Origin of the sequence: Enterobacter cloacae complex sp. P1B (assembly GCF_014982345.1) — a bacterium.
Lineage (GTDB): Bacteria > Pseudomonadota > Gammaproteobacteria > Enterobacterales > Enterobacteriaceae > Enterobacter > Enterobacter bugandensis.
Map to the genome: position 1 here is coordinate 510,505 of NZ_JADCLF010000006.1, position 17,057 is coordinate 527,561.

Sequence of the window (17,057 nt, forward strand, 5' to 3'; positions counted from 1 at the left end):
ATTTATAGCGCCAGTACTGAAAAACAGTGATTTTATGCGGGTTCGAAGACTGCGCCAGATTATTATTCTGCCATAAATCCGCATTTCAGCATGCTGCATCAATAATACCGCTTTCATATAGTGAGTCAGATCACACTCCCCTGCACCTTCCTGGCGCTTTCAGTGGTTGTAAAATTAGTAAAATAACCAATAAAAACAAAATGATAATTACGCTTTAGCACATTTTTGTATAAATAAGATTGCCATTTGACCTGTGTACCAATTCCCGATAAGTTGGAAATCCGCTGGAAGCTTTCTGGATGAGCGGCCTGCTCATCATATTTATGCAGTAATTGAGATTCCCTCTGAAGCAAGTCCTCAAACTTGTTTACCTGCGCGAAAGGATGAAAAAGAGGGCGAATGCGAGGTCCGCGTATGAAACGCTAACCCCGTCGCCATGCTCTTTCTGCGCCTGTGCGCCACGGTAAAGTTCAGTGGGAAGCCCGACGAGCCTGGGGAGGTTCACTGATATGTTGTACGATAAATCCCTTGAGAAGGATAACTGTGGTTTCGGCCTGATCGCCCACATAGAAGGCGAACCTAGCCACAAGGTAGTGCGTACCGCTATTCACGCACTGGCCCGTATGCAGCACCGTGGCGCCATCCTGGCCGATGGTAAAACCGGCGACGGTTGCGGCCTGCTGCTGCAAAAACCGGATCGTTTCTTCCGCATCGTGGCGGAAGAGCGCGGCTGGCGTTTAGCCAAAAACTACGCTGTCGGCATGCTGTTCCTGAATCAGGATCCTGAAAAGGCTGCCGCCTCACGCCGCATCGTTGAAGAAGAACTTCAGCGCGAAACCCTGTCGATTGTCGGCTGGCGCGATGTGCCAACCAACGAAGGGGTACTCGGTGAAATCGCCCTCTCCTCGCTGCCTCGTATTGAGCAGATTTTCGTTAACGCGCCTGCGGGCTGGCGTCCGCGCGATATGGAACGCCGTCTGTTTATCGCCCGTCGCCGCATTGAAAAACGTCTCCAGGACGATAAAGAGTTCTACGTCTGTAGCCTCTCTAACCTGGTGAACATCTATAAAGGTCTGTGTATGCCGGCTGACCTGCCGCGCTTCTACCTGGACCTGGCGGACCTGCGTCTGGAATCGGCCATTTGCCTGTTCCACCAGCGCTTCTCCACCAACACCGTGCCGCGCTGGCCGCTGGCGCAGCCGTTCCGCTACCTGGCGCACAACGGCGAGATCAACACCATCACCGGTAACCGCCAGTGGGCGCGTGCTCGTACCTATAAGTTCCAGACCCCGCTGATCCCTGACCTGCACGATGCCGCGCCGTTCGTGAACGAAACCGGCTCTGACTCCAGCTCCATGGACAACATGCTGGAGCTGCTGCTGGCGGGCGGGATGGATATCGTGCGCGCCATGCGTCTGCTCGTGCCGCCGGCCTGGCAGAACAACCCGGATATGGATCCGGAGCTGCGCGCATTCTTCGACTTTAACTCCATGCACATGGAGCCGTGGGACGGTCCGGCAGGTATCGTGATGTCCGACGGTCGCTTCGCTGCCTGTAACCTGGACCGTAACGGTCTGCGTCCGGCGCGCTACGTCATCACCAAAGACAAGCTCATCACCTGCGCCTCTGAAGTGGGGATCTGGGATTACCAGCCTGACGAAGTGGTCGAGAAAGGCCGCGTCGGTCCGGGCGAGCTGATGGTGATCGATACCCGCGGCGGCCGTATTCTGCACTCTGCGGAAACCGATAACGATCTGAAAAGCCGCCATCCGTATAAAGAGTGGATGGCGAAAAACGTCCGTCGCCTGGTGCCGTTCGAAGATCTGTCTGACGACGAAGTGGGCAGCCGCGAGATGGACGACGACACCCTCGCAAGCTTCCAGAAGCAGTTTAACTACAGCGCGGAAGAGCTGGACTCGGTTATTCGCGTGCTCGGCGAAAACGGCCAGGAAGCGGTCGGCTCGATGGGTGACGATACCCCGTTCGCCGTGCTCTCCAGTCAGCCGCGCATTATTTACGACTACTTCCGTCAGCAGTTTGCGCAGGTGACCAACCCGCCAATCGATCCGCTGCGTGAAGCCCACGTGATGTCGCTGGCCACCAGCATCGGCCGTGAGATGAACGTCTTCTGCGAAGCCGAAGGCCAGGCGCACCGTCTGACCTTTAAATCGCCGATCCTGCTGTTCTCTGATTTTAAACAGCTCACCACCATGACCGAGGAGCACTACCGCGCCGACACGCTCGATATCACCTTCGACGTGACCGAAACGAGCCTCGAAGAGACGGTGAATGCGCTGTGTGACAAAGCCGAGCAGATGGTGCGTAACGGCACCGTTCTGCTGGTGCTGTCTGACCGTAACATTGCGAAAAACCGTCTGCCGGTGCCTGCGCCAATGGCGGTGGGGGCTATCCAGACGCGTCTGGTCGACAAGAGCCTGCGCTGCGACGCCAACATCATTGTGGAAACCGCCAGCGCCCGCGATCCGCACCACTTTGCCGTGCTGTTAGGCTTTGGTGCGACGGCGATCTACCCGTACCTGGCCTATGAAACGCTGGCCCGCCTGGTAGACACCCGCGCCATCGACAAAGATTACCGCACGGTGATGCTGAACTACCGTAACGGCATCAACAAAGGCCTGTACAAGATCATGTCCAAAATGGGCATCTCGACCATTGCCTCTTACCGCTGCTCGAAGCTGTTTGAAGCGGTCGGCCTGCACGACGACGTCGCCAACCTCTGCTTCCAGGGCGTGGTCAGCCGCATCGGCGGGGCCGGTTTTGCTGACTTCCAGCAGGATCTGGTGAACCTGTCGAAGCGCGCCTGGCTGGCACGTAAGCCGCTGGAACAGGGCGGCCTGCTGAAATACGTTCACGGCGGCGAATATCACGCCTACAACCCGGATGTGGTGCGCACGCTGCAACAGGCGGTACAGAGCGGCGAATACAGCGATTATCAGCAGTATGCCGAGCTGGTGAACAACCGTCCGGCAGCGACGCTGCGCGACCTTATTGCCCTCAATCCGGGCGATGAAGCGGTCAGCGTTGAAGAAGTTGAGCCTGCATCCGAACTGTTCAAACGCTTCGATACCGCGGCGATGTCCATCGGCGCGCTGAGCCCGGAAGCGCACGAAGCGCTGGCGGAAGCCATGAACAGCATCGGCGGCAACTCCAACTCCGGCGAGGGCGGTGAAGATCCGGCCCGTTACGGCACCAACAAAGTGTCGCGCATCAAGCAGGTGGCGTCCGGCCGCTTTGGCGTAACCCCTGCCTACCTGGTTAACGCCGACGTGATCCAGATTAAGGTCGCTCAGGGTGCAAAACCGGGCGAAGGCGGTCAGCTGCCGGGTGATAAAGTCACCCCGTACATCGCCAAACTGCGCTACTCGGTGCCGGGCGTGACGCTGATTTCCCCGCCGCCGCACCACGATATCTACTCTATCGAGGATCTGGCGCAGCTCATTTTTGACCTGAAGCAGGTCAACCCGAAAGCGATGATCTCCGTGAAGCTGGTTTCCGAGCCGGGCGTCGGCACCATCGCCACCGGCGTGGCGAAAGCCTATGCGGATCTGATCACCATTGCCGGCTACGACGGCGGTACCGGCGCAAGCCCGCTCTCCTCCGTGAAATACGCGGGCTGCCCGTGGGAGCTTGGCCTGGTGGAAACCCAGCAGGCGCTGGTGGCTAACGGCCTGCGTCAAAAGATCCGTTTGCAGGTGGACGGCGGTCTGAAAACCGGCCTCGACATCATCAAAGCGGCGATTCTGGGTGCGGAAAGCTTCGGCTTCGGTACCGGTCCTATGGTGGCGCTGGGCTGTAAATACCTGCGCATTTGCCACCTGAACAACTGCGCAACCGGCGTTGCAACCCAGGACGAGAAGCTGCGTAAGAATCACTATCACGGCCTGCCGTTCAAGGTGACTAACTACTTTGACTTCATCGCCCGTGAAACCCGCGAGCTGATGGCGCAGCTGGGCGTGAAGCGTCTGGTGGATCTGATTGGCCGTACCGACCTGCTGAAAGAGCTGGAAGGCTTCACCGCCAAGCAGCAGAAGCTGGAGCTGTCTAAGCTGCTGGAAACGGCTGAGCCGCATCCTGGCAAAGCGGTTTACTGCACCGAGAACAACCCGCCGTTCGACAACGGCGTGCTGAACGCGCAGCTACTGCAACAGGCGAAGCCGTACGTGGACGAGAAGCAGAGCAAAACGTTCTGGTTTGATATTCGCAATACCGACCGTTCTGTCGGCGCGTCCCTCTCCGGTTACATCGCGCAAACGCACGGTGACCAGGGGCTGGCATCGGATCCGATTACCGCGCACTTCAGCGGTACCGCGGGCCAGAGCTTCGGCGTGTGGAATGCCGGCGGCGTTGAGTTATACCTGACCGGCGATGCCAACGACTACGTCGGCAAAGGCATGGCGGGCGGTCTGCTGGCGGTGCGTCCTCCGGTCGGTTCAGCCTTCCGCAGCCATGAAGCCAGCATCATCGGCAACACCTGTCTGTACGGTGCGACCGGCGGTCGTCTGTTTGCCGCGGGCCGTGCGGGCGAGCGTTTTGCGGTGCGTAACTCCGGTGCCATCACCGTGGTGGAAGGCATCGGCGATAACGGCTGCGAATACATGACGGGCGGAATTGTGTGCGTCCTGGGTAAAACCGGCGTGAACTTTGGCGCCGGCATGACGGGCGGTTTTGCCTACGTGCTGGATGAAGACGGTGAGTTCCGCAAGCGCGTGAACCCGGAACTGGTGGAAGTGCTGGACGTTGATTCGCTGGCCATTCATGAAGAACACCTGCGCGGTTTGATTACCGAACACGTGCAGCATACCGGTTCTTCGCGAGGCGAAGAGATCCTGGCGAACTGGCCAGCGTTCTCTGCGAAATTCGCGCTCGTTAAGCCGAAGTCCAGCGATGTTAAAGCCCTGTTGGGTCACCGTAGTCGTAGCGCAGCAGAGCTGCGCGTGCAGGCGCAGTAAGGAATTCAGATGAGCCAGAACGTATACCAGTTTATCGACCTGCAGCGTGTTGATCCGCCAAAGAAACCGCTGAAGATACGTAAAATTGAATTTGTTGAAATCTATGAGCCGTTTTCAGAAGGCCAGGCCAAAGCACAGGCAGACCGCTGCCTGTCCTGCGGTAACCCTTACTGCGAATGGAAATGTCCGGTCCATAACTACATTCCGAACTGGCTGAAGCTGGCCAACGAAGGGCGTATTTTTGAAGCCGCCGAGCTGTCTCACCAGACCAACACCCTGCCGGAAGTGTGCGGGCGCGTGTGTCCTCAGGATCGCCTGTGCGAAGGCTCCTGTACACTGAACGACGAGTTTGGCGCGGTGACCATCGGCAACATCGAACGCTATATCAACGATAAAGCGTTCGAGATGGGCTGGCGTCCGGATATGACCGGCGTGAAGCAAACCGACAAGCGCGTGGCGATCGTCGGCGCGGGTCCGGCAGGCCTGGCCTGTGCGGACGTGCTGACACGCAACGGCGTGAAGGCGGTGGTTTTTGACCGTCACCCGGAAATCGGCGGTCTGCTGACCTTCGGTATCCCGGCATTCAAGCTGGAAAAAGAGGTGATGACCCGCCGCCGTGAAATCTTCACCGGCATGGGCATTGAGTTCAAACTCAACACCGAAGTGGGCCGCGACGTGCAGCTCGACGATCTGCTCAAGGATTACGACGCCGTGTTCCTGGGCGTGGGTACCTATCAGTCCATGCGCGGTGGTCTGGAGAACGAAGATGCGCCAGGCGTGTACGACGCGCTGCCGTTCCTGATTGCTAACACCAAACAGCTGATGGGCTACGGCGAAACTGCCGACGAGCCGTTTGTCAGCATGGAAGGTAAACGCGTTGTCGTGCTGGGCGGCGGTGATACCGCGATGGACTGCGTGCGTACGTCCATTCGTCAGAACGCGGCGCACGTCATCTGTGCTTACCGTCGTGACGAAGAGAACATGCCGGGCTCTAAGCGCGAAGTGAAAAACGCGCGTGAAGAGGGCGTGGAGTTCCAGTTCAACATCCAGCCTCTGGGCATTGAAGTGAACGCCAACGGAAAGGTGAGCGGCGTGAAGATGGCGCGCACGGAGATGGGTGCGCCGGATGCAAAAGGCCGTCGTCGCGCGGAGATCGTGGCAGGCTCTGAGCACGTGATCCCGGCCGACGCCGTGGTGATGGCGTTTGGTTTCCGCCCTCACAGCATGGAGTGGCTGGCGAAGCACAGCGTAGAGCTGGACTCACAGGGCCGCGTGATTGCGCCGGAAGGCAGCGACAACGCCTTCCAGACCAGCAACCCGAAAATCTTCGCCGGTGGTGATATCGTTCGCGGTTCCGACCTGGTGGTTACCGCGATTGCCGAAGGACGTAAAGCGGCTGACGGGATCATGAACTTCCTGGAAGTGTAATACCGGTTGAACATGCGGTTTATCATCACCGCATGTTCGCCCCCCCTTCTTTCCCCCCTTCAATTCCAGGCTTATTCCTTCTGCCTGAGATTTATTACGAACCATGACATGATGAACCTTTATCAACGGTCCGTAACTCTCTTTAAATCGTGAACGCAATCGTATATCCACAACAAATAAATGGTTAAGTGTTGAAGCAGAAGTTCATATAACGCAGTAATAGAAGAGCGGCGTAATATCTGCGCCGTAAACAAAAGGGATTTGAAATAATGGTCAAAAAACATGCCTATGTAGAATATCGCCCTAAATCAACGAGTGAGGATGAAGACGTTATCCATCATGTGGTGATTGTTGACGGCAAAGAGATACATACAGAGAAAACGCAGGAAAAGGCTGCTGATTGGGCTTTGGAACAGGGTTATGCGGTTCATGTCGCCCGCGAGCGCCATCTTAAGGACTTAGATCAACCGCCTTTGTTCCGTGTATACCCCTAGGGCAATTAGATGTTCCTTGTAATACACCAAGGGATTAAAGCCTAAATATGCGCTATTTAAAAGCCCTTCGGGGCTTTTTATTATGTCTTTAACCGGAGTGATTCTTAGGGGCAAACACAATCGAAAATGTGACATTTATGTCCGGACATTTCGATAATAACATTCACTAACAGCATAGATATCTGAATTAACATTCACAGCTAATATCATTGCATTCTCAAATATGAAACGACAACTAGTGTCATCTAAATAACTTGTCTGATCCTGGGCCGGCACCTCTTTGCCGCTGATATATTGCTACTACATACGGAAATGAAGATATGAAATTCGATAAAATCGTCACCGGGCTACTCTTTGCCATTTTGTTTTTCAGCGTCGGTAATGCTGTCGCCAAAGCCAACGCGCTCTCCGATACTCAGGTTAAAAACGAAATTATTGCGGAGTCTATCGCTGATTATCCCGGCGTATGTGCTTGCCCTTTTAATCAGGCCCGAAATGGCAGTTCATGCGGGCGTCGCAGTGCATGGAGTAAGGCTGGTGGCTATTCCCCAATTTGTTACCAGAATGAAGTCACCGCTGAAATGATAAAAGAGTGGCGGGAACGTAACAGCTAACCGCTATAAGCAGAAAGCAAAACAGGCCCGTCGGGCCTGTTTGTTTATTTCACAACGCGCAGTGCGGGACGACCACCGCGCGGTGGCGGTTCATCATCGGGACCCTCGTCGTCGTCCTGACGATCGGGCTTGTCGCCATCAATCACAGACATTACCGGGTCGCTTTCGCGTTCATCGGATGCCTCATCGTCATTCAGGCTGGCAACCTCTTCATCATACGCCGCTTCCGGCTCGAACATGGTGCCTGCACCGTTTTCACGGGCGTAGATAGCCAGAACCGCAGCCAGCGGAACGGAAACCTGACGCGGCACGCCGCCGAAACGCGCATTAAAGCGCACTTCGTCGTTTGCCAGCTCCAGGTTACCCACTGCACGTGGCGCAATATTCAGTACAATCTGTCCGTCGCGTGCGTATTCCATTGGAACCTGCACGCCCGGCAACGTCACATCCACAACCAGGTGCGGCGTGAGCTGGTTATCCAGCAGCCATTCATAGAAGGCGCGCAGCAGATACGGACGGCGTGGGGTAAGTTGTGACATTTCCACAGTCATTAGCCTCGGCCGAGACGCATTTCACGTTCCGGTTCAGTTAAAGATGCCAGGAAAGAGTCGCGCTCAAATACGCGAGTCATATAGCCTTTCAGCTCTTTTGCGCCAGGGCCGCTGAACTCAACGCCCAGAATTGGCAGACGCCACAGCAGCGGGGCCAGATAGCAATCCACCAGGCTGAACTCGTCGCTCAGGAAGAACGGTTTCTGACCAAACACAGGGGCAATTGCCAGCAGCTCTTCACGCAGTTGCTTACGCGCAGCGTCGGCTTCAGAAGCGGAGCCGCTGGTAATGACGTTCATCAGCGAGTACCAGTCTTTTTCGATACGCTGCATGTACAGGCGGCTTTCACCACGTGCAACAGGGTAAACAGGCATCAGCGGCGGATGCGGGAAACGCTCATCCAGATATTCCATAATGATACGGGATTCCCACAGGGTCAGCTCGCGATCCACCAGCGTCGGTACGCTTTGGCTCGGGTTGAGATCGATCAGATCCTGAGGCGGGTTATCCTTTTCCACATGCTCGATCTCAAAACTGACACCCTTCTCGGCCAGCACGATACGAACCTGATGGCTATAAATGTCAGTAGGACCAGAAAACAGCGTCATTACCGAACGTTTGTTGGCAGCGACAGCCATGAAAACCTCCAGGTATATTCAGAATTTTTACTGCTACCAGCCCAACGGGGCCAGCCAGATGAAGTATCGCCCATCCCAGAGAAGACACATTGTTCAAGAATCGAACAAAAATCGAGTATTCACCGATATTTGGGCAGAAAATTGGATGATAGTTTACCAGATTTTGATGGCTTTGTGGTGAGGGGATGCCGGAAATGTGGAAAAAGAGAAGATATATGAAATGTTACTGTGGATAACCTGCGCATTATCCATAAAAAAACCCGCCGAAGCGGGTTTTTCGCCAATCGTTCTGCGTAAGCAGAATGGATTAACGTTTGGAGAACTGTGGACGACGACGTGCTTTACGCAGACCCACTTTCTTACGTTCAACCTGACGAGCGTCACGAGTAACGAAGCCAGCTTTACGCAGTTCAGAACGCAGGGATTCGTCGTACTCCATCAGAGCGCGGGTGATACCGTGACGGATCGCACCTGCCTGACCGGAGATACCACCACCTTTAACGGTGATGTACAGATCCAGTTTTTCTACCATATCAACCAGTTCCAGCGGCTGGCGAACTACCATGCGGGCAGTTTCGCGACCGAAGTACTGTTCCAGAGAACGCTGGTTGATTACGATTTTACCACTGCCCGGTTTGATGAAAACGCGAGCTGCGGAACTTTTGCGGCGACCAGTGCCGTAGTATTGATTTTCAGCCATTGCCTATAATCCCGATTAGATGTCAAGAACTTGCGGTTGCTGTGCCGCGTGGTTGTGCTCGTTGCCTGCGTAAACTTTCAGTTTACGGAACATAGCACGACCCAGCGGGCCTTTTGGCAGCATGCCTTTAACCGCGATTTCAATCACACGCTCAGGACGGCGGGCAATCATCTCTTCAAAGGTCGCTTCTTTGATACCACCGATGTGGCCGGTGTGGTGGTAGTACACTTTGTCAGTACGCTTGTTGCCGGTAACAGCAACTTTGTCAGCGTTCAGAACGATGATGTAATCACCGGTATCAACGTGCGGAGTGTATTCCGCTTTATGCTTACCGCGCAGGCGACGAGCCAGTTCAGTAGCCAGACGGCCCAGAGTTTTACCGGTCGCGTCAACAACATACCAGTCGCGCTGTACGGTTTCTGGTTTAGCTGTAAAAGTTTTCATTAAAAGCTTACCCAAATAATAAGTTACACGTTGGTGAACACCCAAACGTTTAGTCAGTTGAGGTTCACACGACAAAGTCCGGCAAACCTACCCCTTCGAATAGCACATGCCGACACATAGAAAGTTTCGGGAAAAAAACCTTCTCGTAACGTGGGGTCGCAAGATTATAGAGAAGTTGAGGTCAAAGATCGACCCTTAAATGTGATTTGGAATGGGTTTTTCGGGGGGCGCGTTTGTGCGGTCTGGTGCCCTCACCCTCAGCCCCTCTCCCCGCGGGAGAGGGGAGCATTGATTAGGGCATATGCTCACGCTTGAGATACTCTTCGCTCTGCATCTCTTGCAGGCGCGAGAGGCAGCGCTGGAATTCAAACTTCAGCCGCTCGCCCTGGTAGATCTCATATAAAGGCACCTCGGCGCTGACGACAAGCTTGACGTGGCGCTCGTAAAACTCGTCCACCAGCGCAATGAAGCGCCGCGCTTCGCTCTCCATCAGCCGCGTCATCACCGGCACATCCAGCATCATCACGGTGTGGAACAGGCGCGAAAGCGCAATATAGTCATGCTGGCTGCGGGCATCCACGCAGAGCGTCGCAAAAGAGACCGCCAGCGTCTGGTTTTCTACGCCAAGGGTAGGTAACGGGCGATGGTTAATCTCCAGCGTCGGTGCGTTTTCGCGTTTTGCGCCCGCCAGCGCCAGCCAGAGTTTATCCATCTCGCGAGCGGTATCGGCGTTTAACGGCGAAAGCCACAGGTGCGCCTGCGTTAACGTGCGCAGACGATAATCGACACCGGCATCGACATTCATGATGTCGCAATGCTGTTTGATAGCATCAATAGCTGGCAGGAAACGCGCCCGCTGCAGGCCGTTGCGATAGAGTTCATCCGGCGGGATATTCGACGTGGCAACGAGCGTGATCCCGCGGGCAAACAGCGCTTTCATCAGCCCGCCTAACAGCATGGCGTCGGTAATGTCAGAAACAAAAAACTCATCGAAGCAGAGCACGTCCGTTTCCGCCTTGAACCTGTCAGCCACAATCTCCAGCGGATCGCTTTTGCCCTGCAGCGCTGTCAGCTCTTCATGCACCCGCAGCATAAAGCGATGGAAGTGGAGGCGCTGTTTACGCTCCCCCGGCAGGCTGAGATAAAACAGATCCATCAGCCAGGTTTTTCCGCGACCGACGCCGCCCCACATATATAAACCGCGCACCGGAGCCTGAGCCTGCGGCGCTTTTTTGCCGAGCAGTCGGCCAAACGCCGCTTTGAGCCCACCACTCTGTTCTACTTCAGCAGGTTTTGCCGTGAGCGCCTGATAAATCATCTCCAGACGGTTTACCGCCTCACGTTGAACGTCATCAGGCTGATGAGTACCCTCATTCAGGGCCAGTTGATATCGCGATGCAGGGGACAGGATTTGCATAATCTTATTGTTATTCCTTCAATTAATGCTCATCAGCAGGCGTGACTGATGAAAAAAAGGCCGTTCTACACTACGCGATGATACGTCAGGATTCCACTTCTGCGGAAATAGCGGTTATAGTGGCATTATCAGGCACAGGCAGGAGCCGAGCCAACACCCTACGGAACAACAAGACAACGGGAGAAGTTCATGACCTGGGAATATGCGCTAATCGGTTTAGTCGTCGGCATCGTGATCGGTGCTGTGGCCATGCGTTTCGGCAACCGCAAATTGCGTCAGCAGCAGTCACTGCAGTACGAACTGGAAAAGAATAAAGCAGAGCTGGAAGAGTATCGCGAAGAGCTGGTCAGCCACTTTGCCCGTAGCGCCGAGCTGCTGGACAACATGGCGACCGACTACCGTCAGCTGTATCAGCATATGGCGAAAAGCTCCAGCAGCCTGCTGCCGGAAATGACCGCGGAGACTAACCCGTTCCGCAACCGTCTGGCCGACTCAGAAGCGGGTAACGATCAGGCTCCGGTTCAGATGCCACGCGACTACTCTGACGGCGCGTCCGGCCTGCTGCGCGGTGGCGCAAAACGCGATTAATCGCACAACATAAATATATTTTACGGGCGCATCTCTTGCGCCCGTCCTTTCTTCCCGTCCCCAGCTATTATTTAGTCAAACACCTCATTGTTCAGCGGTATAAAATTCAATAACATCATCATGATTTTGGGCCGTTCTTCTTTCATTCCAGGATACGAGAGTCAGCATCAATGAAGAAAAAAAACCAGCTGTTGAGCGCTATAGCGTTAAGTGTCGGGTTATCTCTCTCGGCGTCCTTCCCTGCCGGTGCGGCGCTGCCTTCGCAGGTGCCGGGACAGGCAGCCACTCCCAGCCTCGCGCCAATGCTGGAAAAAGTGTTGCCCGCGGTCGTGAGCGTTCAGGTAGAAGGCACGGCGGTTCAAAGCCAGCGCGTACCGGAAGAACTGAAAAAATATTTTGGCGATGAGTCCCCCAACCAGCAGGCTCAACCTTTTGAAGGCCTGGGCTCTGGCGTCATCATTGATGCGGCTAAAGGCTATATCCTGACCAACAATCATGTCATCAGCCAGGCCGATAAAATCAGCGTCCAGCTGAACGATGGTCGTGAATTTGATGCCAAACTGATTGGCGGCGATGATCAGAGCGACATCGCGCTATTGCAGGTGCAGAACCCGAGCAACCTGACCCAGATTGCCATTGCGGATTCCGACAAGCTGCGCGTCGGTGATTTTGCCGTCGCCGTGGGCAATCCCTTTGGTTTAGGTCAAACCGCCACCTCCGGCATAGTCTCGGCGCTGGGACGCAGTGGCCTGAATCTGGAAGGTCTGGAAAACTTCATCCAGACCGATGCCTCAATCAACCGGGGCAACTCCGGCGGGGCATTACTCAACCTTAACGGCGAGCTGATTGGCATTAACACGGCAATTCTGGCTCCGGGCGGCGGCAGCATTGGAATTGGCTTTGCGATCCCGAGCAATATGGCTAAAACGCTGGCGCAGCAGCTAATCCAGTTCGGCGAAGTCAAACGTGGACTGCTGGGTATTAAAGGCATGGAGATGAGCGCGGATATCGCGAAAGCGTTCAATATCAACGTGCAGCGCGGTGCGTTTGTCAGTGAAGTGCTGCCAAACTCCGGCTCGGCAAAAGCAGGCATCAAATCGGGCGATGTGATCGTCAGCCTTAACGACAAGCCGCTGAGCAGCTTTGCTGAACTGCGTTCGCGTATCGCCACTACCGAACCGGGGGCCAAAGTGAAGCTGGGCCTGATCCGTGACGGTAAGCCGCTGAATGTCGAAGTGACGCTGGATAAAAGCACCTCGTCCTCTGCCAGCGCGGAGCTTATCGCCCCGGCGCTGCAGGGAGCAACGTTAAGCGATGGGCAGTTGAAAGACGGTACGAAAGGCATTCGCCTGGACACCGTCGAGAAGAGCAGCCCTGCCGCGCAGGCCGGATTGCATCAGGAAGATGTCATCATTGGCGTGAACCGCAATCGCGTGCAGTCCATTGCCGAACTGCGCAAGGTGCTGGAGAGCAAACCGGCGGTCATTGCCCTGCAGGTCATGCGTGGTAATGAGTCTATCTACATTCTGTTGCGCTAAGCATTTGCGATCCCGGACATCACCGCTGCGTGTGATGTCCGGATAACTCATGTTATGCTGCAAATCGTTCCTTTTTTCACGACACGCGCATCATGCTTTTAAAGCTCTTACGTTCCATTGTCATCGGTTTGATTGTCGCTGGCCTGCTGCTGCTGGCGATGCCGTCTTTGCGTCAGTTTAATAAGCTGTCTGCCCCCCAGTTCGACAGCACGGATGAAACGCCGGCGACCTATAACCAGGCCGTTCGCCGTGCCGCCCCTGCCGTGGTTAACGTTTATAACCGCGGCCTCAACAGCTCAGCACATAACCAGCTTGAGATCCGCACCCTTGGCTCCGGGGTGATTATGGACGAGCGCGGCTACATTATTACGAACAAACACGTGATCAACGATGCCGACCAGATCATCGTCGCCCTGCAGGATGGCCGCGTGTTTGAGGCGTTGCTTGTGGGTTCAGACAGCCTGACCGATCTGGCCGTGCTGAAGATTAACGCCACGGGCGGATTGCCGGTCATTCCGATCAACCGTAAACGTACGCCGCACATCGGCGATGTGGTGCTGGCGATCGGTAACCCGTACAACCTGGGCCAGACCATCACGCAGGGAATTATCAGCGCGACCGGTCGAATCGGCCTCAACCCGTCAGGACGGCAGAACTTCCTGCAGACGGATGCGTCAATCAACCACGGCAACTCCGGCGGCGCGCTGGTCAACTCGCTGGGCGAACTGATGGGCATCAACACCCTCTCGTTCGATAAAAGCAACGACGGCGAGACGCCGGAAGGGATCGGCTTTGCTATTCCGTTCCAGCTGGCGACCAAGATTATGGATAAGCTGATCCGCGACGGACGCGTGATCCGCGGCTATATCGGTATCGGCGGGCGCGAAATTGCGCCAATGCATACTCAGGGCGGCGGTATCGATCAGATTCAGGGCATCGTCGTCAACGAGGTGGCACCGGGTGGCCCGGCGGCTAACGCGGGGATTCAGGTTAATGATGTCATCGTGTCGGTCAACGGTACGCCGGCAGTCTCGGCCCTGGAGACGATGGATCAGGTAGCCGAAATTCGCCCTGGCTCGATCATCCCTGTGGAAATCATGCGCAACGATAAGAAAATGACGCTGCACGTGACGATTCAGGAATACCCGGCAACAAATTAGCCCCATAAAAAAACCGAAGCACTTACTGGCTTCGGTTTTTTTGCCGGGTGGCGCTAACGCTTACCCGGCCTACGGGAGACACTTCGTTTTACTTGTTTACGAACTCTTCACCCAGAGTGATATCTTTCTTCAGCGTGTCCAGCATGCCTTCCATCGCGTTTTGCTCAAACGCGCTCAGCGTACCGATAGGCTTACGCTCTTCAATACCGTTTTTGCCCAGCAGCAGCGGCTGAGAGAAGAAGCGGGCATGTTCGCCGTCGCCTTCAACGTAAGCGCATTCAACAACGCCTTTCTCGCCCTGCAGGGCGCGAACCAGCGACAGACCGAAACGTGCAGCCGCCTGGCCCATAGACAGGGTTGCAGAACCGCCACCCGCCTTCGCTTCCACCACTTCGGTGCCCGCGTTCTGGATTCGTTTGGTCAGGTCAGCCACTTCCTGCTCGGTGAAGCTCACGCCCGGGATCTGCGACAGCAGAGGCAGAATAGTCACGCCAGAGTGGCCGCCGATAACCGGCACTTCCACTTCTGTTGGCTGTTTGCCTTTCAGCTCAGCAACGAAGGTGTTGGAACGGATGATATCCAGCGTGGTCACGCCGAACAGTTTGTTTTTGTCGTACACACCCGCTTTCTTCAGCACTTCGGCTGCGATAGCAACGGTGGTGTTCACCGGGTTAGTGATGATACCGATGCATGCTTTCGGGCACACTTCAGCGATCTGCTGCACCAGGTTTTTCACGATGCCCGCGTTGACGTTGAACAGGTCTGAACGATCCATGCCTGGCTTACGCGCCACGCCTGCAGAAATCAGGACCACGTCAGCACCCTGCAGCGCAGGACGCGCATCTTCACCGGAGAAGCCTTTGATTTTTACAGCGGTCGGGATGTGGCTCAGGTCAACCGCCACGCCTGGGGTTACCGGAGCAATATCGTACAGGGAGAGTTCTGAGCCTGAAGGCAGTTGGGTTTTCAGTAGTAGGGCAAGCGCCTGGCCGATACCACCAGCAGCGCCGAGGACTGCGACTTTCATCCTAAACTCCTTATTATGGTTAACTTAAGTATCTGTAAATCCGTTGCCGCGACCTTAAATCAGCATGTCTTTAATTACAATTTTCGAAGCTAAAGAATTTGAGGTCACACGACTTTATCTCTCACCAGAAAGCTATCTGACGACAGATGGCAACGAATTAAGAGGTGGTTACAATACACCCTGCCACGCCACCAAAACAACATCATTTTGATAACATTTAATTTACTTTTAAGCTTATTTGCGCGGCGTGACCCAGGCATGTTTTCTGATAACGAAATCTGATAAAATCACTCCCTTTCATAACATTATTTCAGCCTGCCGTTGAGCAGATAATTTGCATAAAAATTCATCCACATGCATAATAATGTTGTTTCTTTCGTCATATTCCGGGTGACTTATGCGAAGCTCGTCTAAGCAAGAAGAATTGGTAAAAGCGTTTAAGGCGCTACTTAAAGAAGAGAAATTCAGTTCTCAGGGAGAAATTGTTCAGGCGCTGCAGGAACAAGGCTTCGATAACATCAACCAGTCGAAAGTCTCCCGCATGTTAACCAAGTTTGGCGCGGTGCGTACCCGCAACGCCAAGATGGAGATGGTCTATTGCCTGCCGGCTGAACTTGGCGTGCCGACCACCTCCAGCCCGCTCAAGAATTTGGTTCTGGATATCGACTATAACGACGCCGTTGTGGTCATCCACACAAGCCCGGGTGCCGCGCAGCTGATTGCCCGCATGCTGGACTCGTTAGGTAAAACAGAGGGTATTCTCGGCACCATTGCCGGTGATGACACCATCTTTACCACCCCGGCTAGCGGTTTCTCCGTGAAGGATCTCCACGAAGCGATTCTGGTTCTGTTCGAACAGGAACTGTAATGCGCCCTCCCCCGTAGCGCCGCTGCGGGGATCATTCTGCTCTCGCATCATTTCCCCCTTTATTTCACTGCCCTTGCTTTGACAATTAGTGCTTTTTACCACTCATTAACATTCACCCAGTGAATAACAATCCCGCAAATCGCACAAAAAATCAAAAAGCATTATCCCTATGATTTTCTTATAAATACCAACGCAAATTGCTCATAAAACACCCAACATTATGCAATTAGGTTATAAAAAAAAGCGGGTTTAACACGTAATAACAAGGGAAACCATTAGTCTGGTATTAATTTTTTACGTTATTAGTGTATACTTGATTTTGTGATGAGGGTCACGAAACAAGACCCCACTAAAAAATTCGACGAGGTAAGAATCATGAAAATCAAAACTACTGTAGCGGCGCTGAGCGTCCTGTCTGTCCTGTCCTTCGGTGCTTTCGCGGCTGACGCTATTAATGCTGACCAGGCGCAATCCCGTGAGGCAATCGGTACGGTTTCTGTCGGCGCTGTTGGCACGTCTCCAATGGACATGCATGAGATGCTGAACAAAAAAGCGGAAGAAAAAGGTGCGTCATCCTATCGCATTATCGAAGCGCGTTCCGGTGACCACTGGCACGCCAC

General features: G+C 54.6%; 15 protein-coding genes. 9 read left to right on the plus strand and 6 right to left on the minus strand.

Annotation, left to right across the window (positions count from 1 at the left end; translation table 11 throughout):
- Positions 1-509 precede the first annotated feature (509 nt).
- From gltB to INF77_RS07155, 4 genes are all read left to right on the plus strand, one after another.
- Positions 510-4,970 carry a glutamate synthase large subunit gene (gene gltB, locus INF77_RS07140; RefSeq protein ID WP_193532310.1) on the plus strand — a complete coding sequence of 1,487 codons (4,461 nt, stop codon included), beginning with the start codon at positions 510-512 and terminating at the stop codon, positions 4,968-4,970.
- Positions 4,971-4,979: 9 nt separating this feature from the next.
- Entirely contained in the window at positions 4,980-6,398 is a 1,419-nt protein-coding gene (gltD, locus tag INF77_RS07145) for a glutamate synthase subunit GltD (RefSeq protein WP_041907852.1), read from the plus strand.
- A gap of 269 nt (positions 6,399-6,667) precedes the next feature.
- Positions 6,668-6,892, plus strand: coding sequence for a hypothetical protein (locus INF77_RS07150; protein ID WP_032644922.1), 225 nt, complete (start codon positions 6,668-6,670; stop codon positions 6,890-6,892).
- A gap of 320 nt (positions 6,893-7,212) precedes the next feature.
- Entirely contained in the window at positions 7,213-7,506 is a 294-nt protein-coding gene (locus tag INF77_RS07155; RefSeq protein WP_063438551.1) for a hypothetical protein, read from the plus strand.
- Between the two features lie 44 nt (positions 7,507-7,550).
- On the opposite strand, the gene sspB is transcribed toward INF77_RS07155, so the two are convergent.
- From sspB to zapE, 5 genes are all read right to left on the minus strand, one after another.
- Complete coding sequence (gene sspB, locus INF77_RS07160) at positions 7,551-8,051, minus strand: ClpXP protease specificity-enhancing factor (RefSeq protein ID WP_028014588.1); 501 nt, start codon at positions 8,049-8,051, stop codon at positions 7,551-7,553.
- A 5-nt stretch (positions 8,052-8,056) separates the two neighbouring features.
- Entirely contained in the window at positions 8,057-8,695 is a 639-nt protein-coding gene (sspA, locus tag INF77_RS07165) for a stringent starvation protein SspA (RefSeq protein WP_028014589.1), read from the minus strand.
- 307 nt (positions 8,696-9,002) lie between these two features.
- Complete coding sequence (gene rpsI, locus INF77_RS07170) at positions 9,003-9,395, minus strand: 30S ribosomal protein S9 (protein ID WP_003860436.1); 393 nt, start codon at positions 9,393-9,395, stop codon at positions 9,003-9,005.
- A 15-nt stretch (positions 9,396-9,410) separates the two neighbouring features.
- Positions 9,411-9,839 (minus strand): 50S ribosomal protein L13, encoded by a 429-nt coding sequence (gene rplM / locus INF77_RS07175; RefSeq protein ID WP_006178824.1) that lies wholly within the window; start codon positions 9,837-9,839, stop codon positions 9,411-9,413.
- A gap of 292 nt (positions 9,840-10,131) precedes the next feature.
- Complete coding sequence (gene zapE, locus INF77_RS07180; RefSeq protein ID WP_041907841.1) at positions 10,132-11,256, minus strand: cell division protein ZapE; 1,125 nt, start codon at positions 11,254-11,256, stop codon at positions 10,132-10,134.
- A gap of 189 nt (positions 11,257-11,445) precedes the next feature.
- Between zapE and zapG the strand changes: the two genes are divergently transcribed.
- The 3 genes from zapG (at position 11,446) to degS (ending at position 14,542) form a co-directional block, all read left to right on the plus strand.
- Positions 11,446-11,844 carry a Z-ring associated protein ZapG gene (gene zapG, locus INF77_RS07185; protein ID WP_010436126.1) on the plus strand — a complete coding sequence of 133 codons (399 nt, stop codon included), beginning with the start codon at positions 11,446-11,448 and terminating at the stop codon, positions 11,842-11,844.
- A gap of 170 nt (positions 11,845-12,014) precedes the next feature.
- Positions 12,015-13,382, plus strand: a complete 1,368-nt coding sequence (gene degQ, locus INF77_RS07190) for a serine endoprotease DegQ (protein ID WP_041907839.1) — start codon at positions 12,015-12,017, stop codon at positions 13,380-13,382.
- 92 nt (positions 13,383-13,474) lie between these two features.
- Positions 13,475-14,542 (plus strand): outer membrane-stress sensor serine endopeptidase DegS, encoded by a 1,068-nt coding sequence (degS, locus tag INF77_RS07195; RefSeq protein WP_028014593.1) that lies wholly within the window; start codon positions 13,475-13,477, stop codon positions 14,540-14,542.
- Positions 14,543-14,630: 88 nt separating this feature from the next.
- On the opposite strand, the gene mdh is transcribed toward degS, so the two are convergent.
- Positions 14,631-15,569, minus strand: coding sequence for a malate dehydrogenase (mdh, locus tag INF77_RS07200; protein WP_028014594.1), 939 nt, complete (start codon positions 15,567-15,569; stop codon positions 14,631-14,633).
- 397 nt (positions 15,570-15,966) lie between these two features.
- Between mdh and argR the strand changes: the two genes are divergently transcribed.
- Positions 15,967-16,437, plus strand: a complete 471-nt coding sequence (argR, locus tag INF77_RS07205; RefSeq protein ID WP_008502836.1) for a transcriptional regulator ArgR — start codon at positions 15,967-15,969, stop codon at positions 16,435-16,437.
- Positions 16,438-16,812: 375 nt separating this feature from the next.
- A partial coding sequence (gene yhcN, locus INF77_RS07210) for a peroxide/acid stress response protein YhcN (protein WP_193055694.1) occupies positions 16,813-17,057 on the plus strand: 245 nt, incomplete at its 3' end.